Source organism: Roseisolibacter agri (assembly GCF_030159095.1).
In the GTDB taxonomy this organism is placed as follows: domain Bacteria; phylum Gemmatimonadota; class Gemmatimonadetes; order Gemmatimonadales; family Gemmatimonadaceae; genus Roseisolibacter; species Roseisolibacter agri.
Map to the genome: position 1 here is coordinate 144,133 of NZ_BRXS01000007.1, position 23,331 is coordinate 167,463.

The following is a 23,331-nucleotide window of genomic DNA, read 5'->3' on the forward strand; positions in this document are numbered from 1 at the left end:
GACACGTGCCGTGTGTTCAGTGCGTTCAGTCTTGACTGAATATAGCGAACGCTCTAGAATCCCGCCATGGCTTCTCGTGGTCCTGACTGTCTCTCCGCATTCGTCGAGCGCGCCGGCTGCCTGTGTGAGCGCGACGGGCTCCCGCGCATCGCCGGCCGCATCCTCGGCCTCCTCCTCGTGTCCCCCGAGCCGCTGGCCCTCGACGCGATCGCCGAGCGGCTGGGCGTGAGCCGCGCCAGCGTCAGCACCGACGCGCGGCGACTGGTGGAGCAGGGGGTCCTGGAGCGCGTGGGCCGGCCCGGCGACCGCCGCGACTACTACCAGATGGCGGCCGAGTCGCCCGAGCGCTCGCTGGAGCACCGGCTGACGGCGATCCGGCAGTTCCTGGCGCTGCTCGACGACGCGCGCCGGCTGCCCGGGCAGGATCCGGCCGTGCAGGAGCGCCTGGAGGACATGGCGGCGCTCTACCGCGACGTGATGCTGGCGACGAGCGAGGTGCTCGAGCGCTGGCGCGGCCGCGTCCTCGTGGGAGCGGCCGCCGCCGGTCAGTCCGCGTAGGGGTAGTCCGGGTCCGCCAGCCGCTCGGCGCGCGCGGCGGCCTCGGGCCCGGCGATCTCGCGGGCGAGGTCCACCAGCATCGGGCTGAGGTGCATGCCGTAGCGCAGCAGCGTGTACGCGCGCTCGCGCCGCGCCAGCAGGAACGCGAGGATCGGCTGATCGGCCTTCTTCGCGTTGCAGGGACGGCAGGCGAGCACGAGGTTGTCGCGCCGGTCGTAAGCCGTGAGCCCGCGGCGCGGCGTCACGTGGTCGAGCGTGATGTCGTCCGCGATCACCCGCTCGCCGCAGTAGGCGCACTTGGGGCCGTAGCGGTCGAGCAGCCACTCGCGCGTGTCGACGTAGGCGCGGCGGCCCGTCGGCAGCGACGTGAGGCGGACGGTCTCCTCGGCGGGAGCGCCGCCACCGGAGCGCTTGCGCCCGCGGCGCGGGCGGGAGCGGGGAGCGGCGGGGGCCGCCGTCGATGCCGCCTTGGCGGGCGTCTTGGCGGCGCGGTCTGGGGTGGCACGCGCGGCGCGCGTGCGGGTCGGAGCTGGAGCCTTCACAAACGGTTCTTCGGGTGAGCCGGCCCTGCGATGGGCCGGGCGTACGCCGGAAGGACGGCGGGACCGGCCTTCCCGTTTCGGGCGGCCTGGTCCGCGGACCCGTGCACTCTATACGCGAGGAGGGGCGGCCCACCAGCGGGCCGCCCCTCCGAGGCGCTTCCGGCGTCTGAGATCGTACCCCGGAGCGCAGGGCGCGGACCGCGTGCCACCGCTCCCGGTGTGCTCAGCTCGCGCGCGCCGGGAGCTGGCCCGGATCGGCGAGGAGCTCGTTGCAGCGCTCGGTGAGCGCCGAGACGTCGTACTGCTTGCCGTCGGCCGACTGCCAGAGCCACGCGTCGCCGACCCCGTTCTCCACGGGAACCAGCACCTCGGTGCTGACGGCTTCGGCGCTGCCGGGGGCCTGGCGGCCCTGGCCGGGACGCGAGACGACCCCGCGCCAGCCGATCACCTGCAGCTCGCCGAGGGCGGCGTCGCTGGGCAGGGGCGGGAACCAGGAGACGCTGACCGCCGTGCGGGCGCCCTGGAGCACGCAGCCCCGCGGCGACCGGACGCGCAGCACCTGCGAGGCCGGCTCGTCACGTCGTGCGGGCGGACGCTCGGGGGCCAGCGCGTCGAGCAGCTTGCTCGCGGCCTGCTGGGCGCCCATGCGCTGCCGGCTGGTGGGCCAGTCCTGACGGTCGGGCCACCGGGCGCCGCTCGTCTCGTCGTCCATGTCCATGTTTTCAATCTCCCACTGGGCGTTCGGGCGCGCCGCCGCGCGACGCGGGCCTGCCGGTCACGCGCGGGCGCGAGCGGCGTTACCACAAACGAGCGGGGCCGGCCGGACGGTCGTCGGGCCGGCCCTCGAGACGGGTGCGCCTGCACACGAGGTGTGCAGGCGCACCGGCGTCAGCGGCCGAGCTTGACGACGTTCTCCGCCGCCGGACCCTTCTGGCCCTGCACGATGTCGAACTCGACGCGCTCGCCCTCGGCGAGCGACTTGAAGCCCTGGGCCTGAATGGCCGAATGGTGCACGAAGCAGTCCTTCTGGCCGTTCTCGGGCGTGATGAAACCGAAGCCCTTGGCGTCGTTGAACCACTTCACGGTGCCGGTCGTACGCATGCGATTGACTCTTTGATGTAAGGACGAGAAAAGGGCCCTCACGAGAGCGAGGGCCCTTCCCCTTTGCGGTGTATGCGCGGCGCGCATCTGTCGCACTCGGAACCTAATCCGTTCCCGACCCAGCCGCAACGCCGCGGCCAGAAACATGCGGTGCTTCCGAGGTTTCGCCGCTCCGCGCCGCTCAGCGCCCCGACGCCGACGCCGTGCGCGCACCGTCCACGGCCGCCAGCAGCCGCTGCAGGAAGCCGTCGACCGCCCCGTTCTCGATCCACCGCACGACCGCCACGAGATCGCGGTCCGGGTCGACGTACACGACGTTCGTGCCGTTCCCCAGGTGCGCGAACGCGTTCGCGGGGGCGCTCGGCCACCGCTTGCGGTCGGTGTTGAGGAACCAGTTCATGAAGCCGTAGTCCGTCTGCGCGGGCGTCGGCGTCAGGGCGCGCGTCACCCACGCGTCGGAGAGGATCTGCCGGTCGCGCCAGCGGCCGCGCCGCAGCGTCAGGTGGCCGAAGCGCGCCAGGTCGTGCGCGCTGATGAACATCCCGCCGCCCCAGTGCCCGCCGCCCGACACGGACTGGATCGCCTGTCCGTCGACCACGATCCACGCGTCGTCGTAGCCGAACCAGCGCCACGTCGGCGACGCGCCGATCGGATCCATCACGTGCTCGCGCAGCACCTCCGGGAGCGGGCGGCGCCACACCGACGTGGCCGCGAGCGCGAGCGCGTTCACGCGCACGTCGTTGTACTCGTACGTGCTGCCGGGCGCCTTGCGGGCGCGCGTCGTCCACTCCGCGGGCGTGCCGGTGGGGCGGTCCGCCCACTCCGGCTTCCCCCACAGCGTGCCCTCCCAGTCGCTGGTCTGCCGCAGCAGGTGGTCCCAGGTGATGGTGCGGTTGTGCGGCGAGTCGAACGGGCGCAGCAGCTCGCTCGTCCCCATCCGCTCGGCGCGGCGGTCGGTGGGCGACCCGGCGACGCCGACGGTCATCACGGGCCCCACGTACTCGCGCACGCGGTCGTTCAGGTCGCGGATCATGCCGCGGTCGAACGCAACGCCGACCGTCGACGAGAGGAAGCTCTTGGTGACGCTGAAGGTCATGTCGACGCGCTCGGGATCGCCCCACTCGGCGACGATGTAGCCGTGCCGCAGGACCACACCCGACGGATCGCCGCGCTCGGCGAACGGGCCCACCGCCTGGCCGAACGGCTCGCGTCCGAACGTCTGGTAGTGCGCGACCTCGAGGTTGCGCGGCGCCTTGGCCTCGCTGGCGATGGCGAACGCGATCGCCGCGGCGAGGCCCGCGGAGTCGATCCCGACCTGGGCGGGCGTGCGATGCGCCCAGCGCGGACCGGGCTCGGGCCAGTAGGCGTCGCGCGCGGTGGCGCGGGCGGCCGGACGCTGCGCGCTGGCGGCGACGCACGGCGCGAGCAGCGGCGCCGCGGCGAGCGCGACGCCGAGGACGCGACGGGACAGGAAGCGAAGGAGGGACATGCGCGGGGCGGAGGCGAAGGGCGGCACCACGCGGGCGCGCGGCGCGGACCCTACGCTACGCACCAGCGCGCGCCGGCGCTCGACGCGCGCCCGTCGCTCACGTCGCGGGCGCGTTCGCGTCGGCCGGGGTCGGCTCGCCGCTGCGGAAGCGCGCCCGCCCCTCGCCCGCGAACGCCCACCACCAGGCGACGACGAGCACGAGGAGCACGACGACGACGGCGAGCAGGATCCCGCCGCGCAACTGTCGGCCGGGCGGGCCGGAGCCCGGAGGGATGGCGGAGGTCATCGCCGGTGAACGGTCGGAAGGCCGCGCAGGATCCCGTGAACGCGCGAGGCCGCGTGTGCCCGATGGGCGACACGCGGCCTCGCGGCACGTCGCGTTCCGGCGCGTCGGCCGTGGGCCGACGCGCCGGGCCGGACTCACCAGATGGCCTGGAAGTCGTAGTAGCCGTACCCGCTCTGCCCGTCCTTCACGCGGATGATCGCGGTGTAGCCGTTGCGCGCGCTCGGCTGCTCGGCGACCCACACGTCGCCGCGGCCCTGGCTGTTGCGGATCGTCACCGTGACGTCGCGGTCGGGGAGCCCGTTGCCGCTGACGCGCGTCTGGACGTCGCGCACCGTCGCGCCGCTGCGCGTCACGTAGTCCACGCGCGAGCCCTGCACGCGGATTTCGACCAGGTCGTCCACCGCGCCGCGCCACTGCAGCGCGCCCGCGCCGTAGCGCGAGTCGCCGTAGCCGCCGTTGTTGCCCCAGCCGCCGCTGCCGCGCCCGTTGTTGCCGCGCCCGCGGTCGTCCCAGCGGTCGTCGTCGCGCCCGTTGCCACGCCCGTTGCCACGCCCGTTGCCCACGCGGCCCCACCCGCCGCGATCGTCGCGGTCGTTGCGGCGCGCGTCGCCGTAGCTCGTCGGGCTCCAGAACGCGGTCACGCCGTAGCGGTCGTCGCCCGAGCGCTCGTCGCGGATGCGGACGATGGTCGTGTAGTCGTTGCGCGCCGAGGGCTGCTGCACGACGTCCACGTCGCCGCGCCCGTCGTTCAGGCGCACCGTCACCACGCCCTCGGCGCGCGGCAGCACGCCCTGCACGCGCGCGCGCTCGCGGCCACGCTCGTCGTTCGAGAAGCGAGTCGAGATGTCATCGCCGCGCATGACGATCAGCACCTCGCGATCGACGCGGCCGTTCCACGTGAACAGGTTGCGCTGCTGCTGCGCGGCGGCGGGCGACGCGCCGGCCATCAGGGTCACCGCGAGCGCGGCGGCCACGCCGCGGGTCGAACGAATCTTGGACATGGTTGCCTCTCCGGCACGACGCGAACCGACTCGTCCCGCCGCTCGGCGCGTCGCACGATGCGGGGAGACGGCGCGGGGTCGTTGGCGGTGCATTCGCACCGCGCGGCCCTGCGTCCGCCCACCGAGAGGGCATCGGCGGTGCCCGGCGGCCGGCCGCGCGTACGGCGCGGTGACGCCGGCGGTCAACCGTCGATCCGACAACGAGATGCATGCAACGACGACGGCGCGCGGCGATCTCTCGCCGCGCGCCGACTGTCCGCGCGCGAGGACGCCTTCGCGTCGCGCGGCGGGTACGACGTGGAACCCGGACGTCGCGGCCCTCAGACCTCGTCGAGCGTCACGTCGCGCGACGCGGCAAGCGCGCGGAACGCGGTCGCGAGCGCGCCCGCCGCGGCGCCCGCGGGCGACACGCGCCCGGTGTTCGTCCCCACCGCGAAGCCGGCCGCCAGCTCCAGGAACGCGCGCTCCGGCGTGACGGCCGGGGACGAGATGAGCAGCAGCCGCGCGATCGCGAAGCCCGGGTTGCCGAAGCCGTGCAGCGTCCCGCGCGGCGCGAACGCGCAGCCGCCGACGCCGAGGGAGAGGCGCTCGTCGCCGACGCGGACGTCGAGCGAGCCTTCGAGCACGTAGATCGTCTCGTCGTCGCGCGCGTGCAGGTGGTCGGGCACCCCGCCGCCGGGCGAGAGCGCGACCTCGACGACCGAGAGGGTGCCGGCGCTGTCCTCCACGCCGACCTTCTGGGTCGCGGAATCGACCAGGACGTGCACGGTCTCCCCGCCGCCCGCCGGCAACAGGCGGGTACGGGACGGGGCGCGCCCGCGCGGGGCGTCGTCGGGACCGAGGATGCGCATGGGATATGGCCTTCACGACGCAGTCGGCGCGCAGCACGGGGAGCCCGGCGCGCGGCCCGCCCGCGGCGTCGATGCGCGGGCGACAGCCGTAGCCTACGCCCCCAACCGCGTGTCGTCGTGGGTTGTCCAACCCATGTTCGGGAGACGCGCTGCGTGCTGCGTGAACGGGCGCTCATGACGCCTCTCACGCAGCACGCAGCACGCAGCACGCAGCTCTAGAGAATCTGCTGGAAGAGGAGCATCGCCGTCGTCGTCAGCCCCGTGATGACCGCGATGTGCGTGGCGCGCGCGTGCGCGTACGCCTCGGGCAGCAGCTCCTCGAGCACGAGGAACACCATCGCGCCCGCCGCGAAGCCCAGGCCGTAGGGAAGCACCGACGCGAACCGGTGCACGAACAGGTACGCGGGCACCGCCATCAGCGGCTGCGGCAGCGACGAGAAGACGCTCCACGCCGCGCACGCGGGCACCGACGCGCCCTGTGCGCGCAGCACCGCGCTGATCGCCAGGCCCTCGGGGATGTTGTGCACCGCGATGGCGATCGTGATGGCCGTCGCGAGCGCCGCGCCGCCGCCGAACGACACGCCCACCGCGACGCCCTCGGCGAACGAGTGCACGGTCATCACCACGAGCACGAGCAGCACGCGCCGCGCGCCCGCGCCGCGCAGCGCGCCGAACTCCGGCTCGCGGTCGCCCATCAGCCGCTGCGTGAGCAGCACGAACGCGACGCCCAGCAGCGCGCCGACGAACGTCGCGCCCGCGCTCCGCTGCTCGCCCTCCGCCAGCAGCCCGATGCTGGCGCCGAGCATCAGCCCCGCGGCGATCGCGTTCGCGGTCGCCATCGCGCGGGGCGAGAGGTCGCGCACGGCGAGGAAGGGGAGCGCGCCCAGGCCCGTCGAGATCGCGGTCGCCAGCGCGTAGAGGAAGACGCGGACGACGTCGGCGTCGATGCTCACGGCGCGACGCCCCGCGCGCCGCCGCCCAGCAGCGCGACGATGCCGAGTCCCAGGCTGACGACGATCGCGATGCCGGTGCGGCCGACGACGGCATAGCTGCCCGGCAGCAGCTCCGCGAACAGCAGGTAGACGAGCGCGCCGAAGCCCGCGCCCAGCGCCCACGGCAGCGCCGTCGGCAGCAGCGCGACGAGCGTCGTCGTCGCGATCGCGAACAGCACCTGGCCCACGCGCGCGACGGTCGCCGCCCGCGCCGCGGCCGCGCCACCGCGCCCATCCGCGCGCAGCGCGGCGCCCAGCACCGCGCCCTCGGAGACGTTGTGGACGACGAGCGTGAGCGCGAGCACGAGGCCGAAGCTCGTCCCCAGCGCGACCGCGGCGCCGATGGCCACGCCCTCGGCCGCCGAATGCCGGGCGCTCGCGCGGAGGGCGCCACGCGCGTCCGGCAGCGCGTCGACCGAGCGGAGCTCGGGGAGCCAGAGCAGGGTGCAGGCGAGCGCCGCGCCGGCCGCGGTCGCCCACGGGGCCCGCGCCACGCTCGGCGCGACGAGCGCGTAGGCGACGCCCAGCATCAGCCCGGCCGCGGAGGCGCCCGCCCACCCGAGCGCGGCCGACGACAGCCCGCCGCGGCGGGCGCCCACGGCGGCGCCGAGCCCCGCCGCGCCGACGGCGGCGGAGGAGAGCAGGAGGAGTTCGGGCAGGCGGGCGGGCATGGTCGGGGCGGGTGCAGCTTACCCGGCCGTCAGGAGCCCCGCCATGCCGGGACGCCCCGCGGTGCGCCGCACCCGACGGCGGGACCGGATTACAATGCGCTCGTGTCCGCCCTCTCCCGCTTCGTTCCGCCGACCGCCGTGCCGCGCCTGGAGCGCGCCCACGTGCCCGCCGTGGCGCTGCTGGCCGGGCTCCGCGCGGCCACAGCCACCGTGGTCCCGATCGTCCTCGCCGCGCTCCTCCGCCAGCCGCTGCTGATCTGGGCCGCGCTCGGCGGGTGGCTGACGTCGCTCGCCGATGCGGGCGGCGCGTACCGGACGCGGGCGCGCAGCATGGCGGCTTTCATCGTGGGCGGCGCGCTCACCTGTGCCGTCGCCTCGCTCGCGGGCGGGCACCGGACGCTGGCGCTCGTGCTGATCGCCGTCTGGGCGGGCATGGGTGGGCTGATGCGCGTGGGCGGCGACGCGGGCGCGGCGTTGGGGACCATGTTCGCCGCGACGTTCGTGGCGGCGCTGGCGACGCCCGCGGCCGACGCGCGCGAGGCCTGGCTCCGCGCCGCGCTGCTGGCCGCGGGCGGACTGTCGGCGATGGTGCTGGCGCTCGTCGTGTGGCCGGTGCGCCCGTACGCGCCCGTGCGCGAGTCCGCGACCGCGGCGGTGCACGCGCTGTCGGCCCTCGCGCGCGGGTTGCGCGACGCCTTCCACGCCGCGGTGCGCGCGCCGCACGACGCGCACGCGCCCACCGATCCGCGCACGCCGTTCGGGACGCTCGCCCGCACGCGGCACGCGCCGGTGCGCGCCGCGCTGGAGGAGGCGCGCGTCACGCTCGCGCAGACGCGCCGCACGCGCCTGGCGACGAGTCGCGCGGCCGAGGACCTCGCGATCCTGCTGGAGCAGATCGACGAGCTGTTCGCGGCGCTGGTGGGCGCCGAGGGCGCGGTGGAGGCGGTGTCGCACGCGCCCGAGGTGGACGACACGGTGCGCGAGGCCATCGCGACGGTGCTGCGCCGCTTGCCCGAGGCGCTGGACGGGCTGGCCGCGTCGATCGCGACGAGCCGTCGCTCTGGAAAGCGGCCAGCCGGGCTCCCGGCGCTCGACGGCGCGGTGGTCGCGCTCTGGCAGCTGGTGGATCCGCTGCCCGGCGCGACGCCCGCCCGCCCGCTGGGCGAGCGCGTGGGGCACGCCGCCGCGCTGCTGGAGCAGGTCGCGACGCTGGTGGACGCGACCTCCGACACGGTGGCCGCGATGCTCGCCGGGAACGACGACTCGGACGCCGCGCGGCCGTCGCGCGCGTGGGCGCCGATGGACGTGCTCCGCCGTGCCGCGAGCACCGTGGCGAGCGGCGTGCGCATGCTCGCCCATCCGGACCTCGTCACGCGGCGCCATGCGGCGCGCCTGGCCCTGACGGTGGCCGCGGCGCAGCTGCTGGGCGGGACGTTCCACGTCGCGCGCGCGCAGTGGATGACGACCACCGTGCTGCTCGTGCTGCAGCCGTACGCGGGCGCGACGTGGCAGCGCGGCGCCGCGCGCGTCGGCGGCACGGTGCTCGGCGGCGTGGTCGCGGCGGTGCTGGCGGCCGTGGTGCGCGACCAGCTCGCGCTCGCGGCGGCGATGTTCGTGCTCGCGGTGGCGGCGGTCGCGGTGCGGCGCATCGACTACGCGCTCTTCACGTTCTTCCTCACGCCGCTGTTCGTGCTGCTGGCGGAGCCCGCGCTCGGCGACTGGCGGCTGGCGGGCGTGCGCATCGTCGACACGGTCACCGGTGGCGTGCTGGCCGTGCTGGCGAGCCGGCTGCTCTGGCCGACGTTCGAGTCGCAGGGGATCCCGACCACGCTCGGCGTGCTGATGGACCGCGTGCGCGAGAGCTTCGACGCCGCGGCGCGGTCGGCGGGGCTGCTGCCGGAGATCGCCGGCGGCGCGACGCACGCACGCGCGCGGCGTCGCATGGGGCTCGCCGCGAACATGGCCGATGCGGCGCTGGAGCGCTGGCTGGCGGAGCCGCGCGTGCAGCGCCACGACGCCGAGGCGCTGCTGACGATGCTGGCCGAGGTGCGCCGCGTTGGCGTCGCGTGCACGGGGCTCGCCGCGCTGCCGCCGCACGTGGGCGCGCCGCCGGCCGCGCTCGCGGAGCGCGCGGTCGCGATCGACGCGATGCTGGCGGACCTCGCGGACGCGGTGCGGACGGGACGCGCGCCGGCGCCCGCCGATCAGAGCGTCGTCGCGAGCGCGGCGGGCGCGTCGCGCCGCACCGCGGAGCACCACGTCGTGTCGGCCGCGGCGGGACCGCTCTCGCGCGTGGCGCGGCACGTGCTCGGACTCCACGGCGCGGCGGCGCGCCTCGTGGTCGCGGAATCCGACGCGCGAGACGCGGCCTGAGCGCTGAGCCGAGTCGCGCTCCGCGTCAGGCGGCGCCCGGCGCGCCGCGCATCTCCATCACCAGCGCGGTGCGGCGCTCGTGCAGGCCGAGCTCCAGCCCGACGGGATGACGGTGCGGGTTCACGAGGCGCTTGATGCCGCCGTGGAAGCCCGCGAGCTGCGATCGCGCGCGGACGCGCGCCGCATCCAGCGATTCGGCGTCGCGCACGCGCTTCCCCGCCTGCAGCGCGGGCACGAGCAGCGGCTCCCACGGCGTGCCGGCCGCGAAGCGGCGGCGACGCGTCGGGTCGAGCGGGTCGACCATCACCGTGTCGCCGTCGGGCGGCGGCGCGTGCTCGTCGACGAGCATGTCGGCCGCGAACTGGCCCACCTCGCCCGGATCGCCGTCCTGCACGCGGTAGCGCCGCACCTGCAGCAGGCCGGGGATCGTCGTCTTCGCCGCCTGCTCCGAGACCTTCACGCGCGGGCTCCACGCGCCCGCGTCGTCGCGCATCGCGGTGAGCTTGTAGACCGCGCCGAGCGCGGGCTGGTCATAGGCGGTCGCGAGGCGCGTCCCGACGCCCCAGATCGTGATCGGCGCGCCCTGCTGCTTCAGCGACGTGATGACCGTCTCGTCGAGATCGTTCGTCGCCATGATGGCAACGTCGGTCAATCCAGCCTCGTCGAGCATCCGGCGCGCCTGGCGGCTCAGGTACGCGAGGTCGCCCGAGTCGAGGCGGATCGCGTCGAGCCGGTGGCCTTCCGCGCGCAGGCGCAGCCCCGTGGTGATCGCGTTGCGCACGCCGTCGAGCGTGTCGTACGTGTCGACGAGGAGCACGACGTTGTTCGGCAGCGCGCGCGCGTACGCGTCGAACGCCTGGCGCTCGTCGTCGAACGCCATCACCCAGCTGTGCGCGTGCGTGCCGCGCACGGGAATGCCGAAGCGCTGCCCCGCGAGCACGTGCGACGTCGCCGCGCAGCCGCCGACGTACGACGCGCGCGTCGCGGACAGCCCACCGTCGGGCCCCTGCGCGCGCCGCAGCCCGAACTCCACCACCGGATCGCCGCCGGCCGCGAGGCACAGCCGCGCCGCCTTCGTGGCGACCAGCGTCGGGAAGCCCACGTGCACCAGCAGCGCCGTCTCGACGAGCTGCGCCTGCAGCAGCGGCCCGCGCACGCGCACGAGCGGCTCCGTCGGGAACACCACCGTGCCCTCGGGCACGACGTCGACGTCGAGCGTCAGCCGCAGCTTCGACAGCGCGTCGAGGAAGTCGGGCGGGAAGAGCGTCGTGCCGTCGGCGCCGTGCAGCGACGCGAGGTAGGTCAGGTCCGCGTCGTCGAAGCGCAGCGCCTCGAGGTACGCCAGCGCCGGCTCGATGCCGCACGCCACCGCGTAGCCGCCGCCGAACGGCGCCGTGCGGAAGTACAGGTGGAACGCCGCCTCGCGCTCGGCCCGGCCACTCCGCCAGTAGCCGAGCGCCATCGTGAGCTGATAGAGGTCGGTGAGGAGCGCGGAGTGCGCCGGATCGGCGCCGGGCAGGGGCGGAGTGGTCACGCGCCCGCCCGGCGCACGCCGCGTGCCGGGCGGCGGGCGCGGCGGTCGGCGGTCAGAGCCGGACGGCCGCGGCGGCCCAGCCCTGCGGGTCGGCGTCCTGCTTGTGCAGCGTCGAGAGGTCCACCAGCACGCCGCCCGGATCGCGCCGCACGGCGAAGCGGTCCATGCCGCGCGTCGCGCGCCCCTCGATGAAGGTGCCGTCGGGCTGGTACTTGGACTTGTGCTTGGGACACTGGAACCGCCGGTCGGCGGCGAGCCAGCGCAGCGCGGTGTTCTGGTGCGGGCAGGCGAGGTTGAACGCGTACACCGCGCCCTGCCAGCGCACGACGATCACCTCGTTGTCGCGGTCGATCTCCGCGCCGTCGGCGGCGGGCACGGGATAGGTGCGCGTCTCGCCGTCGCGGCGCACGGGCGACGTGAAGGCGAGCGGCAGCGCGAACGCCTCCAGCGGCGAGGTGCCGAGCGCCACGAGCGCGGCGCCCGCGGCGGCGGCCGCGTGGCGCAGGAACGCGCGGCGGTCGGCGCCGATGGCGTCGGGCGCGGCATCGCAGGCCGTGCAGGCGTCGGGCGCGTTCGCGGCGCTCTTCGAGGGCGAGGACGACATCGATCGGGAGATGATTCGGGTCAGACGTTGGAGAGCACGACGCCGGCGAGCACGGTCGCGACCCACAGCACGAGACTGGCGATGGAGGCCGCGCGCAACCGGCGCCACCCGTCCACCACGGTCGTCGCGTCGCCCGCCGGCGCGGCGTTGACGGCCCGCTCCGCGGCTGCGAGGCGCGCGCCGTTGGCCAGCAGCAGCGCGACCAGCACGATCTTGACGTAGAGCACCGGCGACGCGACGAGGCCCTCGACGTCGGCAAGCAGCAGCATCACGCCGCTGCCGAGCATCACCAGCAGCGCGGCGACGACGGGGCGGTGCAGGGTGGCGAGCTCCCGCGCATGCCGCACGCGGTCGGCGCCGAGCGCGTCGTCGTCGCCGGCCTGCGGCACGCCGAGGCGCAGCGTGGTGCGGTCCGCGGCCACGGCGATCCCGCCGCCCAGGAGCAGCGCGCCCAGGTGCGCGAACAGCACCGCGCTCGAGACGGCGGCGGAGTCGGCGTAGAGCGACTGCCACGGCGCCATCAGCTCGGCCAGCCGCGCGACGAAGCCACCGCCACCGGCGGCCGTGTGCTGCGCCGCGGCCTGTCGCGCGGTGAGCGCGAGCAGCGCGATCGCCGCCGCGCGCGGTGCACGCGTGCGCATCAATGGCGGTTGAAGATCCACATGCCGATCACGCTGGCCGTCGACACCGCGACGGAGCCGAGCGCCACGTTCCGGTGCAGGCGCGCGTCGCCCATGTTGCCGTCCTTCGCGCGCGTGCCGAGGACGCCCGTGGCGACGAAGCCCGCCTCGGCGCCCAGCATCGTGAGGCCGTGCAGCAGCCGACGCGTGCGCCCTTCGGCGACGCCGCGCGACTCCAGCAGGTTCCACACGCCCGTGACCGTGTTGGCGACGAACACCGTGCCGACCGCGCCGGCGACGATCGCGTGGTTGCGCCGCAGGCCCGCGTCCACCGGCTGCAGGCGGCGGCCGGCGTAGATGTCCGACTTCTGGTCGAACAGGCGGTCGCCCATCAGGTACTGGCCCGCGAACAGCGGCAGGATCGCGTAGCTCCCCCAGCGGTGCAGCCGGAGGCGCGTCTCGTAGCCCTCGCTCACCTCCACCGCGCGCGGGCGGCGCACGGTGTCGGCCGGCAGCGCGGGCACCGTGGCGGCGGCCGGCGCGGGGAAGACGAGCGGCGCGGGACGCGGCGTGGAGTCGCCGGACAGGGCGGCCGCGGCGGCGGCGAGCCAGAACGGAGAGGGCATGGACGCGGGTCGGAGGAGCGGCGGTGGCGCGGCGGGCGAGGCGACGACGACGACGGTCGGCGCCCGGCACGCGGGCCGCCAGTCGTGAGGACGCTACGTGTTCACGAATTCATCCCATCGACGACAACACCGTCGCCGACGTAAACCCTGCCTCCGGCCCGCACGAGGGCGTTCTGCGCGAACAGGACCTTGCTGCCGACCTTCCGGTAGCCGCTGAGGGTGCGCAGCGGCTCGCTGCCGCCGCGCGCCGTCTCGGGGTCGACGGTGGTCATGACGCAGCGCGCGCACGGCTTGACGAGATCCAGCACGACGTCGCCCACGCGCGTGCGGCCCCACCCGTCCTCCGCGTACGGCTCGGCCGCCCCCTCGACGACGACGTTGGGGCGGAAGCGCTCCATCGACACCGGGTCCTGTCCCTGCGCGACGAGCCGCGCGTTCAGGTCGTCGAGCGACGCCTGCGACGCCACCAGCACCGGGAACGCGTCGGAGAACGCCGCGCGGTCGTGGGCGCCCGCGGTGTGGTGGTCGATGGGGCGGCGCGTCTCGTCGGGCATCCAGACCAGATGACACGGGCGGCCCAGCGCCTCCGCGAACCAGGCGTCGAGCTCGGGCGCCGAGTCGCAGGCCTCGACCTCATGCGCCCAGATGCGGACCTTGCGGCGGCGCGCGTCGGGCGGCGGCGGCGCGAGGTCCACCGTCGCGCCACCCGGCGCGTGCACGCGCACGGCGTGCGCGAGCGAGACGGGCGCCTCGGCATCGACGCCCGGCGGCGGCACGAGCGACGTGCGCAGCAGCGTCATGCCCGCGTCCTCGCGCTGCGTGAGGAAGACGCCCGCGTCGTCCACCAGCATCCAGCGGCGGTCGAGCGCGAGGCCGAGGTCACCCACGTCCGCGGCGGCGACGGGGATGCCGCGGAGCGACTTCACGGGGTGGACGTGGAGGGAGCGGACGCGCATCGGCGGACGAAGAGGCGGAGAACGGAACGGCGGAGGACGGACCGACGTGAAACGATGAAGCGGAAGCGTCGGAGATGCGAGCTATCGGGCGCTCCGGACGGTCAGGCGCGGCGGATGGCGAGCGCCAGATCCGCGACCAGCGGGACGTCGGCGACGCGGAGCGCACCGCCCGCGTGATCGACGACGCGCTGCTCCCGCGCCTCTCCGGCCACCGGGTCCCAAAGCGTCACCCTGTACGTGCCCGGCGCGAGCCCCGGCACCTCGACGGCGACGAGCCGGGCGGGCACGTCGCGCCGCAGCCGGCCGTCGTCGGTGCGCTGGTCCGCACGCAGCAGGTGGACGACGGCCTGCGAGGCGTCGCCGCACGCGAACGCGGCGCACTCGCCGCCCCGGAGCCGGACGACGGGCGCGCCCGTGGGGTGGGCCGACGGACGCGTCGTCACCATCCGCAGGGGCACTCCCGAGCGCGCGTCGCGCACCAGCAGCGCGTCGCGGAGCGGCCGGCGCCGGAAGCACGTCCAGTCGAGCAGCGGGAGGAAGCGGGACAGCGCGAGCTGCGCGGCGCGCATCCCCTCGGTGAGCGTGTGCGGATGGCGGTTGGGCCACCGCATGCCCCCGCCCGCGCCACCCGCCGCGAGGTGCGCCCACTGCATGTGCCGGAAGTACTCGTCGTCGAACGGCGCGGGCAGCGTGCAGCCCCGGTCCTTGAAGGTGTGGATGGGCCCGTGCTCGCTGTCGAGGAAGGGGCGATCGTCGGGAATCGCGGCGAGCGCCTGCTCCACGAGCGCGCCGGTGACCACGGCGGGCGCGATCGTATCGCGCGGGGCGTCGATCGTCCGCTCGGCGTAGAAGTGCGCGCTCGCGAAGTCGAGCGTGGGGTGCGCGAAGACCAGCTCGCGCAGCGACGGGCGACGGCGCAGCTCCGGACCGAACACCGAGACCGTCTGCAGGTGCGACCGGCCGTGGACGCGCACCTCGAGCTCGCGCAGCGACCCGCTCACGTCGGAGACGTAGTCGTGCATCGCCGCCTCGTCGTCGCCGGCCTGCGCGGGGTGCAGCTCGTTCCACAGGTCCCAGGCGAACAGCACGCCGCTCCCGCCCCAGCGCTCGGTGGCGAACGCCAGCCGCCGCTTCACGTACTCGCGCGTCTCGCGGCAGACGAGGAACTGCGTGCGGTGCGCGCACGGCCCACCGTGGCGGCGGTTGTACGGATGGCGGTGCCAGCGCTGCCAGTGGAAGAACGTGTCGAACGGGGTGAGCAGGATGCGCATCCCGATGCGCGCGCAGATGGCGAACAGGTCGTCCCAGAGCCTCACCATCGCCGGAACGAAGCGCCCCGCGGGCCGCTCGAAGTAGCGATGCTCGCCCTGGCAGTACTCCAGCATGAGCCGGAGGACCGTGACGCCCAGGCCGCGCAGGCGGAGCAGGTGCGCCTCCACACCGGCGAGGTCGCGCCGATGGAAGAGCCCCGCCAGCTCCGGCCAGGTGACCGCCTCGTTGGCGCCGACCGGCGTCCAGGACTCGCCCGTGTCGAGCACGAAGTACGGCGCGCGCGGCGCCCGCATCACCCAGGGCAGGGGCTCGAGCTTCGGGCGCACGGGAGCGGGCCGCCGGTCGGGACGGACCGGTGGCGCGACGAGCGGGGACATGAGCGGGGCGAGCGGTGTGGGGGACGGCGCGCGCAGGGGCGCGGAGAGGGCGGCACGTGCGCCAGTGCAGTGCCACCGCCGGCGCGAGCGCGCGAGCGCCCGTGGCCGGTCGTCCGTGCCGGTCAGCCCGCCGCGGCGGCGGGCGCGACGCGCGTGGTCGTCGCGCCCGCGTCCTCGAGCAGCGTGCGGTACCAGCGCTCGGCAGCGTCCAGACGCGCCTCGTGGCCCGCGCAGCCCCACAGCACGCTCAGCGTCGCGGTCGTGGCGTCGCGCGTCTTGGTGCGCTGCGCGTCGCGCACGGCGTTCGCGCACGGACCTTCCGCGTCGAACAGGCAGAGCAGCCCCGCGACGTCGATCTCCTGGCCCGAGGCGTTGAAGACGTACGTCGCGCCGGCGGGCGCGAGGCCCACGCGGAAGGGCGCCGTCGCGCGGTCGAGGTCCACCACGCTGATCGGGAAGCCCGAGTGCAGCGACACCGCGTTGCACGCGTCGACCGCGAGGTTGATCGCGCCCAGCGCGCCCTCGGTGGCGGCGCGCACGAGGTACTCGGATGCCGGCTTCCCGCGGCCGGTCGGCTTGTAGCCGCCGTGCCGCAGCATGTCGCGCACGTCGCTGCGCACCTGCTCGTCGCGCGCGAGCGGGGCCGGTGCGTCCAGCAGCAGCGCGTCGCGCACCGCGTCCGGCGTGGCGAGCTCGCCGAGGGGGGCGGGGAAGCGGGTCGCGAAGGCGGCCAGGCGGAGCGTCGGGTGCGCGTCGACGGCGAGGGTCGGGATCATTGGCGTGAGCGGGCGCCGAGCTGGCCGCGGGCCGGGAAACCGCGCCTCGCGACGGGTCGTAGATTGCTGGCGAGATACTTAGTCATCGCGCATCGACCGCGCGCCGCCAGCCGCCGGAGCGGGGAGCGACCACCATGCTCTGCATCCTCTACGTCATCGCCATCGGCGGCTGCCTGGGTACGGCCGCGTCGCTGGTCGAGCGCGCGCTCCCCCAGGCGTGGCCGCGCCGCTGGGTGTGGTGCCTCGCGATCGCGCTCTCCACGCTGACGCCGCCGCTGGCGCGCGTCCACCACACGATGCCGGTGGCCGACGTGCCGGCCACGCTCGCGGATGCCACCTGGTGGGCGCGCGTCCAGTCGCTCGATCCGACCATCAATCGCCTGTGGGTGCTGGTCTCCGCGTCGCTGGTGTGCTGGGGGGTGATCGGCGCGCTGCGCGTGGCGTACCTGGTCTGGAGGGCGCGGCGCCCGGAGATGGTGGACGGCGTGCGCGTGGTGCTCACCGAGACGGTGGGACCGGCGACGGTGGGGCTGCTGCGCGCGCGCGTGCTGGTGCCGCGCTGGGTGCTGGCGCTGCCGGACGGCCAGCGCCGCTATGTGCTGCAGCACGAGGAGGAGCACCGCCGCGCACACGACGCGCTGCTGCTGGGCGTGGCCTCGCTGACGCTCGTGCTGCTCCCCTGGAACCTCGCGCTCTGGTGGCAGCTGCGGCGCCTCTGCCTCGCGGTCGAGCTGGACTGCGACCGGCGCGTCGTGCGCACGCTCGGCGACGCGCCCACCTATGGGCGCCTCCTGCTGCGGGTGGCCGAGGCGTCGAGCCGCGGCCCGCGGCTGCAGCCGGCGCTGCTCGGACGGGTCGGGACGCTGGAGCGCCGCCTGCGCGTGCTGCTGGCGGCCGACCCGCGGCCGGGGCGTGCGGCACGGATCGGCGCACCGGTGCTCGCCCTGGCCCTGCTGCTCGCGGTGCTCGCGATGCCGCACCCGGTCGCGCCGAAGACGCCGGCCCCGCACGCCACCCACGTCGCGCCCCGATGAGCAAGCCCCAGCTGACCCAGCGCGAGCTGGACATCATGAGCGTGCTCTGGGAGCTCGGCGAGGCGACGGCCGCGGAGGTCCGCGACCGCGTCGACCCGGGGCTCGCGTACACGAGCATCTCGAGCATGATCCGGATGCTGGAGCTCAAGGGCTACGTCGGCCACCGCCGGGGGGAGGGGAAGACGCACGTCTACTTCCCGACGATCGAGGCGGAGGCGGCGGGGGAGACCGCGCTGGGGCGCGTGCTGGACAAGATCTACGGCGGGTCGCCGCTCAAGCTGCTGACGCACCTGATGGAGCAGCGGCGGCTGTCGGAGCCGGAGCTGGCGCGGATGCGCGAGCTGCTGGACCGCCAGCCGAAGGATGGGTAGAGGCGCCGGACGGCCCGGGCCGCGTGGGCGGAAAAACTAGAAACTAAGTTATTTGGGGCTCCGTATGGGGTGGCGGATGGGCATCCACCTCTCACCGCACGGAGGGCACGGCCATGCGACCGACGGTCCTGCTGCACGTCCTCGGAGGCGCCGTCGGGCTCCTCACCGGCTTCGTCGCCCTCTACGCCGCGAAGGGCGCGACGCTGCACCGGCGCAGCGGGATCGTCTTCGTCGGCGCGATGCTGTGGATGTGCGCGTTCGCGCTGCTCGCGATGGCGGTCTACCGATCGTGGTACGTCGTCAACGTGCTCGCGGCCGTGCTGACGAGCTACCTCGTGGTCACGGGGCTCACCGCGGTACGCGCGCCGACGCCGGCCATACGTCGCCTGGAGCACGCGCTCACGCCGCTCGCCGCGCTCGTCGGCGTGGCGGGCATCGCGCTCGGCGTCGCGGCCATCCGCAATGGCGGGAAGCTGCAGGGGATCCCGGCGTACCCGTACCTCATGTTCGGCGGCGTCGGGCTGCTCGGGAGCGCGCTCGACGTGCGTCGCATGCGCACCGGCCCGCTGCGCGGCGCGCGGCGGCTCGCGCGCCACCTCTGGCGCATGTGCTTCGCGCTCTTCGTCGGCGCGATGTCGTTCTTCCTCGGGCAGGCGGACGTGATCCCGAAGCCGATCCGCATCATGCCGCTGCTCGCGGTGCCGCCGCTGGCGGTGCTGGTGACGATGCTCTGGTGGCTGTGGCGCGTGCGGCGTCGGCGCGTCGGCGTGCCTGCCGCACCGCTTCGGGCGTTCGGCGGCGAGGTGGCGTCGCGCGGCTAAGAGGGGCGGAAAACGGCGTAAGCAGCGCGCTAAGCGGCAATCCGCATCATCGGCGCGCAGCTCCGTCCCCCCACCCGAACCGACACGCTCTCATGTCCGTCCCGTTCCTCTCCCGCGCCGCGTCGCGGCTCGCGCTCGTCGCCCTCACGCTCGCCGCGCCGCTCGCCGGCGCGCTCCACGCGCAGACCATCCACTTCGGCGCGGGCGCGCGCGACGCGTTCCTCGCCGCCGCCACGACGCCGGTCACCAACGGCATCGCCAGCGCGGGCCCCACCTACGACTTCGGCGCGCTCGGCACCGGGACCGTCAGCGGCAACGGCATCGCGACCACGAACGGGAACATCTTCGCCAGCGGCGGCGGCCTCCCGGTCCCCGCCTACACGATCGGCTTCTCGTCCACGCTCGGCGCGTTCGGCGCGGACTTCACCGGGCTCGGGACGATCAACGCGGACTTCCCGTTCCCGGCGGGCGTGGCGGAGTTCACCTTCTTCAACGGCGCGTCGACCGTCGGCACGGTCACGCAGAACTTCGGCTCCACCGGCGCGACGGTGTTCTTCGGCGTGACCGGCCTCGCCGCGTTCGACCGCGTGCAGGTGCGCACCAACGTCGGCGACGAGTTCCTGACGGACGACGTGGTGATCGGCGCGGCGCTGGTGGCCACGCCGCCCGCGACCACGGTTCCCGAGCCGACCACCGTGGTGCTCGTCGGCGCGGGCCTGCTCGGAGTGGTGGGCGTCTCGAAGCGACGGGCCCACGCGTGACGTCCCGCACGTGAACGAGGGTGCTCTCGGTGGAGAGCGCCCTCGTTCATTTTCCGGCGCAGGCTGGGCAAGCGTGGGAGCCGAAGCGCGTGCACGCCGTGCATGAGCGTGTCGTGGACGCTGCCTCGGAGCTTGGTGCCAGTCGTCGCGCGATCACTGGGCGCGCTTGGGCGCGCGGGCGTCGCTCGGCATCGAGCGTATATACGCGAGTCGGATCAGCCGAGAATGATCCGCGGCCCCTTTCGTGTCACGTCGATCTCGGTCGAGCCCCAGCTTGAGGTGCACCTCCCACGCGTCCACCGAATAACCGCGGTAGTCCGATACGCCGCCGATCTCCACCAACAGGCCGCCCACCGGCACGGTGCCGGTCCGCGCGATCTCGCGCATCTGCTCGCACGTCTGCCGAGGAGCTACCGAAGGCTCTGCGTCGCACCTCCACGCTCGAAGCGCGGCGACCACTTCGGTGACCGTCAGCGGTGGCTGGCGGCGGCCGATCGCGCTACAGCGCGCAAGCACATTGAAGTCCGAGACGGCCTTCGTCAGCGGAACGGGCTTGGCGTAGCCGGCATTCTGCAACTCGTAGAACTCGTCGAAGCCGGGCTTGCTGTAGCCCCCCGGCGCGAGGTACTGGCACGGCTCCGCGCGCTGCAGCAGCGCTGCACGCCGCGTTTCGTGCGCGGCAACTGTGTCGCGAGCTGACGGACCTGCAGCCGCGTAGCTGACGACGGGGGATGCGATCACGTGCGGGCTCACCGCGAGAGAGGCGGTCCCCAGCACGACGCAGGCTTGCTCGAGTACGCTCCGCCGCCGGAGTGCCATCAGACGCTCCGCCTTCCGTTCAGTGTGATCGTCGAGGCGCGGCCGATCGCTGCCGCAGCACTACCGCAGCACTCGGACTACTTGCCGTTGAGCGTGTACACGGTGGAGAAGCAGTCGGCGTCATTGCTCCTGTCGTCGTCACCGGATTTCGGTCTGATCTTGCGATAGGCGGCTTTTCGACCGGTCCACTGGTCAATGACGACGATGTACGTACCCTGGTCGTCGCTCTTCTCCTCGAGGAAGATCGCGACGTGATTGTCGTGCGCGTCATTCGGGTAGCGACCGTTGACGAATGTCGCGATGACCGTCCCCTTCGCCACCGTGCCGCCAAGAACCGTCTCTCCCTGCCTCCAGTGCTTCACCAGCGGCATCTTGAGGGGGATCTGTGCAATGGCGACGCACTGCCCACTTCCGTGAGACTTGCCGAGCAGCCGCTCCGGATCCCGCATCACCCAGGGCCCGCTGGTCCCGTTACTCAGGCACTTCAGTGGGCCGCCCCAGTCGATTGGTGTAGGCATTGACGCCCCCCGGTCGGTGGTTGGGGAGATCGCTGCCTCGCGCAGCCGAGCGCAGCTGAGCGCAGCCGAGCGCACGTCATCGCGCCAGCGGTGCGGGAGCCGAACGGCGCCCGCCGCGCAATGTTCGGCGGCCACGAAGCATGGGGGCACGACGGTCCGCTGGACCGGAAGCCCTGATGGCGACGATAGGGGTGATCCGCTCCCGCGGTCAAGTTCGTGCTTCGACGCTTCCGCGGACGGTCCTGCGTCGGGGTGTCGCCCCTCGTCCGCCTGGTCACCGGACCCGGCGCGTGTGCTACCCGTGCCAGCGCAGCCGGATGTACGCCGCGTGCCGCACGAGCCGCTCGAACGCGTCGGCGTCCATGCCGGCGCAGTGACGGTGGAAGTGGGCCGCCAGCTCCGCGGCGAGCGGGCCGAGGCGCGGGTCGTCGGCCGCGATGTCGAGCGGCTGCCAGTGCGCGGCGTCCGGCGACGGCTCGCGCCAGGCGTCGTCCGATGACGGGGCGCTGCTGCCGTGGGGCACCGTCGCGGGCGCCGTGGCCTCGAGAGACGGGACGGTCATGACGGAGATCCGGAAGGCGGATGGGAACGGCTGGACCCTGGCCCGCGCGGGGCTCTCCTCAAGCTGAGCCCGCCGTCATCCGTCGCGAGGTGACGAAACGCACAGGTTGCCGCGTTTCCTCACGAGCGCGCGCGAGGCGGCGCGCCGCGGCCGAGCGCGCGCGCCAGGGGCCCGAGGATCCCGAACACGAGTCGCTGGACCGCCGGCGCAGGGCGCGTCAGGCGCATCTCGTCCCAGTGCCGCGGCACGAGCACCGCGAGGTCCAGGAGCGGCGGGACGCCCCGCGCGTCGACCGCGCCCGACGCCGCGAACGCGTGCAGCGCCTCGAACAGGCGCTCGGTGCCGAGCGCGGGGCGCGTCTCCCAACGGGCAACCGCGGGCGCGTCGCCGCCATTCCACATGGCGTGCGGCACCCCGGCCGGGATGTCGAGCGTGTCGCCGACGCGCAGCTCGCGTTCTTCACCCGCGACGCGCACCCGCAGCGTGCCCGCGAGCACGGTGAAGCGCTCGCTCTGTCGCGGGTGGAAGTGCTCCGGCGGTGCGGTCGCACCCGGCGGCCACGTCGACTCGATCTCGAGGAGCGCGCCGCCGGTGTCCGCGGCGGTGCGCAGGAACCGGAGCGTCTGCCCCGTGGCGGCATTCGTCAGCGTGTCGCCGGCGCGGATCATCGCGAGTCGTCGAGGGGGCGTCGAGCGCGCTACTGGTACTGGATGTACAGAGGCTTCGGATTCAGCGCGAGCACGTCGCTGGGCTTCATCAGCGGATGCCCGGCCTTCGTGTCGTTGTGGTAGAACAGCTTGAAGCCCGTGTACTGCACCGGGTACGGATAGATGAAGCGCGACCACGTCGCGCGCTTGCCGTACGGCGGGCCCCACCCGTCCATGTGCATCACCACCTGCACGCGCGGATCGAGCTTGATGTTCTGGTAGTTGGTGACCATCGGGCCCGTGAAGCGGTGCACGACGAGCACCTTCGGCGGCAGCTTGTGCTTCGTCACCAGCCCGGCCAGCACGTCGATCGCGTGGTTGATGTGCTTCGCGTCGTACGTGCCCACGCGGCGACCCGGATCGCCGCCCTTCGTCATCGCGAACTCGGGGTCGAGGCCGAGGTGCACGTCGGGGCGCTGGAGGTACGGAAGCAGCACCTGCAGCTCCTCCTCGAGCGTGCTCTTGCCGATCTGCACGTCGAGGAACATCAGCGCGTTCTTCTGCTTCGCCCAGCCGTAGACCTTCTCGATCATCGCGGGGCTCTCGCGGCGGCGCCACTTGCCGTCCTTGCCCGGATCGCCCTGGGCGACGGCGGCGATGAGATGCAGCGCCTGCTGCACGGGCGTCGACGGATCGGCCTTGTTCCACGCGGCCGTCTCGCGGTCGAGCTTCGCGAACATCTGCGGCTGCGGCAGCTCGCCCAGCACGCCCATCTTCTTGGAGTGCGGGTTCCCGTAGTAGGCGACGATGCGGCGGTTGGGGAGGATGCTCCCCGGCAGCGGCGCCGGTCCCTTCACGGGCCAGCGCTTCGCCAGCTCCGCGTTGCGGGCGCTGTCGGCGCGCGCCTTCCGCGCGGCGGCGGACTCGCCGGCCGGCTTCGCCGCCGGCTTCCTCGCCGGCGACTTCGCGGCAGTCTTCGCACTCGTTCCGGTCCGGGTCGAGCCGCCGTCGGACGACTGCTGCGCGCCGGCGGTGAAGGCGAGCGCGCCACCCAGGAGGGCGGCGCCGGCGAGGAGGCGGAGGGGACGGGCGGTGCGGCGGAGCGACATCGACGGCGGGAAGGGGAGACGGCGGCCGCGGACCCCGCCTCGTCAGCGAGCGGGCGCCGC

At 74.4% G+C, this 23,331-nt stretch carries 27 protein-coding genes; 6 read left to right on the plus strand and 21 right to left on the minus strand.

The window, feature by feature from the left end; all coding sequences use genetic code 11:
* Positions 1 to 66: 66 nt before the first annotated feature.
* Entirely contained in the window at positions 67 to 558 is a 492-nt protein-coding gene (locus rosag_RS21700) for a GbsR/MarR family transcriptional regulator (protein ID WP_284352271.1), read from the plus strand.
* Here the strand turns inward: rosag_RS21700 and rosag_RS21705 are convergent.
* From rosag_RS21705 to rosag_RS21745, 9 genes are all read right to left on the minus strand, one after another.
* Entirely contained in the window at positions 546 to 1,100 is a 555-nt protein-coding gene (locus rosag_RS21705; RefSeq protein ID WP_284352272.1) for an HNH endonuclease, read from the minus strand. The genes rosag_RS21700 and rosag_RS21705 overlap by 13 nt on opposite strands.
* Positions 1,101 to 1,323: 223 nt before the next feature.
* Complete coding sequence (locus rosag_RS21710) at positions 1,324 to 1,818, minus strand: hypothetical protein (RefSeq protein WP_284352273.1); 495 nt, start codon at positions 1,816 to 1,818, stop codon at positions 1,324 to 1,326.
* 170 nt (positions 1,819 to 1,988) lie between these two features.
* Entirely contained in the window at positions 1,989 to 2,201 is a 213-nt protein-coding gene (locus tag rosag_RS21715; protein WP_284352274.1) for a cold shock domain-containing protein, read from the minus strand.
* Between the two features lie 181 nt (positions 2,202 to 2,382).
* The gene (locus rosag_RS21720; protein WP_284352275.1) at positions 2,383 to 3,690 is read right to left on the minus strand and encodes a serine hydrolase domain-containing protein; all 1,308 of its coding nucleotides are present in this window, start codon (positions 3,688 to 3,690) and stop codon (positions 2,383 to 2,385) included.
* 97 nt (positions 3,691 to 3,787) lie between these two features.
* On the minus strand, positions 3,788 to 3,976 hold the full coding sequence (locus tag rosag_RS21725) for a hypothetical protein (RefSeq protein WP_284352276.1): 189 nt from the start codon (positions 3,974 to 3,976) through the stop codon (positions 3,788 to 3,790).
* Between the two features lie 134 nt (positions 3,977 to 4,110).
* Entirely contained in the window at positions 4,111 to 4,977 is an 867-nt protein-coding gene (locus rosag_RS21730) for a hypothetical protein (RefSeq protein WP_284352277.1), read from the minus strand.
* Between the two features lie 320 nt (positions 4,978 to 5,297).
* A complete protein-coding gene (locus rosag_RS21735) occupies positions 5,298 to 5,744 on the minus strand; it encodes a cupin domain-containing protein (protein ID WP_284352278.1) in 447 nt (148 codons plus the stop codon).
* 299 nt (positions 5,745 to 6,043) lie between these two features.
* Positions 6,044 to 6,775: a ZIP family metal transporter gene (locus rosag_RS21740; RefSeq protein WP_425607532.1), complete on the minus strand. Its 732-nt coding sequence runs from the start codon at positions 6,773 to 6,775 to the stop codon at positions 6,044 to 6,046.
* A gap of 2 nt (positions 6,776 to 6,777) precedes the next feature.
* Positions 6,778 to 7,491 carry a ZIP family metal transporter gene (locus rosag_RS21745; protein ID WP_284352280.1) on the minus strand — a complete coding sequence of 238 codons (714 nt, stop codon included), beginning with the start codon at positions 7,489 to 7,491 and terminating at the stop codon, positions 6,778 to 6,780.
* 102 nt (positions 7,492 to 7,593) lie between these two features.
* On the opposite strand from rosag_RS21745, the gene rosag_RS21750 reads away from it, so the two are divergent.
* Positions 7,594 to 9,864, plus strand: coding sequence for an FUSC family protein (locus rosag_RS21750; RefSeq protein ID WP_284352281.1), 2,271 nt, complete (start codon positions 7,594 to 7,596; stop codon positions 9,862 to 9,864).
* Positions 9,865 to 9,889: 25 nt separating this feature from the next.
* Here the strand turns inward: rosag_RS21750 and rosag_RS21755 are convergent, their stop codons facing one another.
* The 7 genes from rosag_RS21755 to rosag_RS21785 form a co-directional block, all read right to left on the minus strand.
* Entirely contained in the window at positions 9,890 to 11,398 is a 1,509-nt protein-coding gene (locus tag rosag_RS21755) for a nicotinate phosphoribosyltransferase (protein WP_284352282.1), read from the minus strand.
* A 52-nt stretch (positions 11,399 to 11,450) separates the two neighbouring features.
* Positions 11,451 to 12,002 carry a QcrA and Rieske domain-containing protein gene (locus rosag_RS21760; protein WP_284352283.1) on the minus strand — a complete coding sequence of 184 codons (552 nt, stop codon included), beginning with the start codon at positions 12,000 to 12,002 and terminating at the stop codon, positions 11,451 to 11,453.
* 20 nt (positions 12,003 to 12,022) lie between these two features.
* Positions 12,023 to 12,643: a hypothetical protein gene (locus tag rosag_RS21765; RefSeq protein ID WP_284352284.1), complete on the minus strand. Its 621-nt coding sequence runs from the start codon at positions 12,641 to 12,643 to the stop codon at positions 12,023 to 12,025.
* Positions 12,643 to 13,248 (minus strand): hypothetical protein, encoded by a 606-nt coding sequence (locus rosag_RS21770; protein WP_284352285.1) that lies wholly within the window; start codon positions 13,246 to 13,248, stop codon positions 12,643 to 12,645. Before rosag_RS21770 ends, rosag_RS21765 begins: the two co-directional genes overlap by 1 nt.
* 101 nt (positions 13,249 to 13,349) lie before the next feature.
* The gene (locus tag rosag_RS21775; protein WP_284352286.1) at positions 13,350 to 14,204 is read right to left on the minus strand and encodes an MOSC domain-containing protein; all 855 of its coding nucleotides are present in this window, start codon (positions 14,202 to 14,204) and stop codon (positions 13,350 to 13,352) included.
* 101 nt (positions 14,205 to 14,305) lie between these two features.
* Positions 14,306 to 15,853, minus strand: a complete 1,548-nt coding sequence (locus tag rosag_RS21780) for a hypothetical protein (protein ID WP_284352287.1) — start codon at positions 15,851 to 15,853, stop codon at positions 14,306 to 14,308.
* 122 nt (positions 15,854 to 15,975) lie between these two features.
* Complete coding sequence (locus tag rosag_RS21785; protein ID WP_284352288.1) at positions 15,976 to 16,629, minus strand: phenylalanine--tRNA ligase beta subunit-related protein; 654 nt, start codon at positions 16,627 to 16,629, stop codon at positions 15,976 to 15,978.
* A gap of 134 nt (positions 16,630 to 16,763) precedes the next feature.
* Between rosag_RS21785 and rosag_RS21790 the strand changes: the two genes are divergently transcribed.
* The 4 genes from rosag_RS21790 (at position 16,764) to rosag_RS21805 (ending at position 19,616) form a co-directional block, all read left to right on the plus strand.
* Complete coding sequence (locus rosag_RS21790) at positions 16,764 to 17,663, plus strand: M56 family metallopeptidase (protein WP_284352289.1); 900 nt, start codon at positions 16,764 to 16,766, stop codon at positions 17,661 to 17,663.
* Positions 17,660 to 18,034 (plus strand): BlaI/MecI/CopY family transcriptional regulator, encoded by a 375-nt coding sequence (locus tag rosag_RS21795; protein WP_284352290.1) that lies wholly within the window; start codon positions 17,660 to 17,662, stop codon positions 18,032 to 18,034. Before rosag_RS21790 ends, rosag_RS21795 begins: the two co-directional genes overlap by 4 nt.
* A gap of 113 nt (positions 18,035 to 18,147) precedes the next feature.
* A complete protein-coding gene (locus rosag_RS21800; RefSeq protein WP_284352291.1) occupies positions 18,148 to 18,855 on the plus strand; it encodes a hypothetical protein in 708 nt (235 codons plus the stop codon).
* A gap of 92 nt (positions 18,856 to 18,947) precedes the next feature.
* The gene (locus tag rosag_RS21805; protein WP_284352292.1) at positions 18,948 to 19,616 is read left to right on the plus strand and encodes a PEP-CTERM sorting domain-containing protein; all 669 of its coding nucleotides are present in this window, start codon (positions 18,948 to 18,950) and stop codon (positions 19,614 to 19,616) included.
* A gap of 153 nt (positions 19,617 to 19,769) precedes the next feature.
* On the opposite strand, the gene rosag_RS21810 is transcribed toward rosag_RS21805, so the two are convergent.
* The 5 genes from rosag_RS21810 to rosag_RS21830 all read right to left on the minus strand — a co-directional run bounded on the left by rosag_RS21810 (position 19,770) and on the right by rosag_RS21830 (position 23,271).
* A complete protein-coding gene (locus rosag_RS21810; RefSeq protein WP_284352293.1) occupies positions 19,770 to 20,357 on the minus strand; it encodes a hypothetical protein in 588 nt (195 codons plus the stop codon).
* A gap of 155 nt (positions 20,358 to 20,512) precedes the next feature.
* Entirely contained in the window at positions 20,513 to 21,088 is a 576-nt protein-coding gene (locus rosag_RS21815; RefSeq protein ID WP_284352294.1) for a BPSL0067 family protein, read from the minus strand.
* Between the two features lie 160 nt (positions 21,089 to 21,248).
* Positions 21,249 to 21,515: a PHD finger domain-containing protein gene (locus rosag_RS21820; RefSeq protein ID WP_284352295.1), complete on the minus strand. Its 267-nt coding sequence runs from the start codon at positions 21,513 to 21,515 to the stop codon at positions 21,249 to 21,251.
* Positions 21,516 to 21,634: 119 nt separating this feature from the next.
* Complete coding sequence (locus tag rosag_RS21825; protein ID WP_284352296.1) at positions 21,635 to 22,183, minus strand: cupin domain-containing protein; 549 nt, start codon at positions 22,181 to 22,183, stop codon at positions 21,635 to 21,637.
* A gap of 29 nt (positions 22,184 to 22,212) precedes the next feature.
* Entirely contained in the window at positions 22,213 to 23,271 is a 1,059-nt protein-coding gene (locus rosag_RS21830; RefSeq protein WP_284352297.1) for a hypothetical protein, read from the minus strand.
* Between the last annotated feature and the right edge of the window lie 60 nt (positions 23,272 to 23,331).

Excerpts from the sequence above, each read along its gene's own strand:
- rosag_RS21825 (WP_284352296.1), bottom strand. The coding sequence starts at position 22,183 with ATGATCCGCGCCGGCGACACGCTGACGAATGCCGCCACGGGGCAGACG.
- rosag_RS21715 (WP_284352274.1), bottom strand. The coding sequence starts at position 2,201 with ATGCGTACGACCGGCACCGTGAAGTGGTTCAACGACGCCAAGGGCTTC.
- rosag_RS21720 (WP_284352275.1), bottom strand. The coding sequence starts at position 3,690 with ATGTCCCTCCTTCGCTTCCTGTCCCGTCGCGTCCTCGGCGTCGCGCTC.
- rosag_RS21795 (WP_284352290.1), top strand. The coding sequence starts at position 17,660 with ATGAGCAAGCCCCAGCTGACCCAGCGCGAGCTGGACATCATGAGCGTG.
- rosag_RS21770 (WP_284352285.1), bottom strand. The coding sequence starts at position 13,248 with ATGCCCTCTCCGTTCTGGCTCGCCGCCGCCGCGGCCGCCCTGTCCGGC.
- rosag_RS21700 (WP_284352271.1), top strand. The coding sequence starts at position 67 with ATGGCTTCTCGTGGTCCTGACTGTCTCTCCGCATTCGTCGAGCGCGCC.
- rosag_RS21765 (WP_284352284.1), bottom strand. The coding sequence starts at position 12,643 with ATGCGCACGCGTGCACCGCGCGCGGCGGCGATCGCGCTGCTCGCGCTC.
- rosag_RS21745 (WP_284352280.1), bottom strand. The coding sequence starts at position 7,491 with ATGCCCGCCCGCCTGCCCGAACTCCTCCTGCTCTCCTCCGCCGCCGTC.
- rosag_RS21730 (WP_284352277.1), bottom strand. The coding sequence starts at position 4,977 with ATGTCCAAGATTCGTTCGACCCGCGGCGTGGCCGCCGCGCTCGCGGTG.
- rosag_RS21805 (WP_284352292.1), top strand. The coding sequence starts at position 18,948 with ATGTCCGTCCCGTTCCTCTCCCGCGCCGCGTCGCGGCTCGCGCTCGTC.
- rosag_RS21775 (WP_284352286.1), bottom strand. The coding sequence starts at position 14,204 with ATGCGCGTCCGCTCCCTCCACGTCCACCCCGTGAAGTCGCTCCGCGGC.
- rosag_RS21710 (WP_284352273.1), bottom strand. The coding sequence starts at position 1,818 with ATGGACATGGACGACGAGACGAGCGGCGCCCGGTGGCCCGACCGTCAG.
- rosag_RS21830 (WP_284352297.1), bottom strand. The coding sequence starts at position 23,271 with ATGTCGCTCCGCCGCACCGCCCGTCCCCTCCGCCTCCTCGCCGGCGCC.
- rosag_RS21725 (WP_284352276.1), bottom strand. The coding sequence starts at position 3,976 with ATGACCTCCGCCATCCCTCCGGGCTCCGGCCCGCCCGGCCGACAGTTG.
- rosag_RS21790 (WP_284352289.1), top strand. The coding sequence starts at position 16,764 with ATGCTCTGCATCCTCTACGTCATCGCCATCGGCGGCTGCCTGGGTACG.
- rosag_RS21800 (WP_284352291.1), top strand. The coding sequence starts at position 18,148 with ATGCGACCGACGGTCCTGCTGCACGTCCTCGGAGGCGCCGTCGGGCTC.
- rosag_RS21760 (WP_284352283.1), bottom strand. The coding sequence starts at position 12,002 with ATGTCGTCCTCGCCCTCGAAGAGCGCCGCGAACGCGCCCGACGCCTGC.
- rosag_RS21780 (WP_284352287.1), bottom strand. The coding sequence starts at position 15,853 with ATGTCCCCGCTCGTCGCGCCACCGGTCCGTCCCGACCGGCGGCCCGCT.
- rosag_RS21785 (WP_284352288.1), bottom strand. The coding sequence starts at position 16,629 with ATGATCCCGACCCTCGCCGTCGACGCGCACCCGACGCTCCGCCTGGCC.
- rosag_RS21820 (WP_284352295.1), bottom strand. The coding sequence starts at position 21,515 with ATGACCGTCCCGTCTCTCGAGGCCACGGCGCCCGCGACGGTGCCCCAC.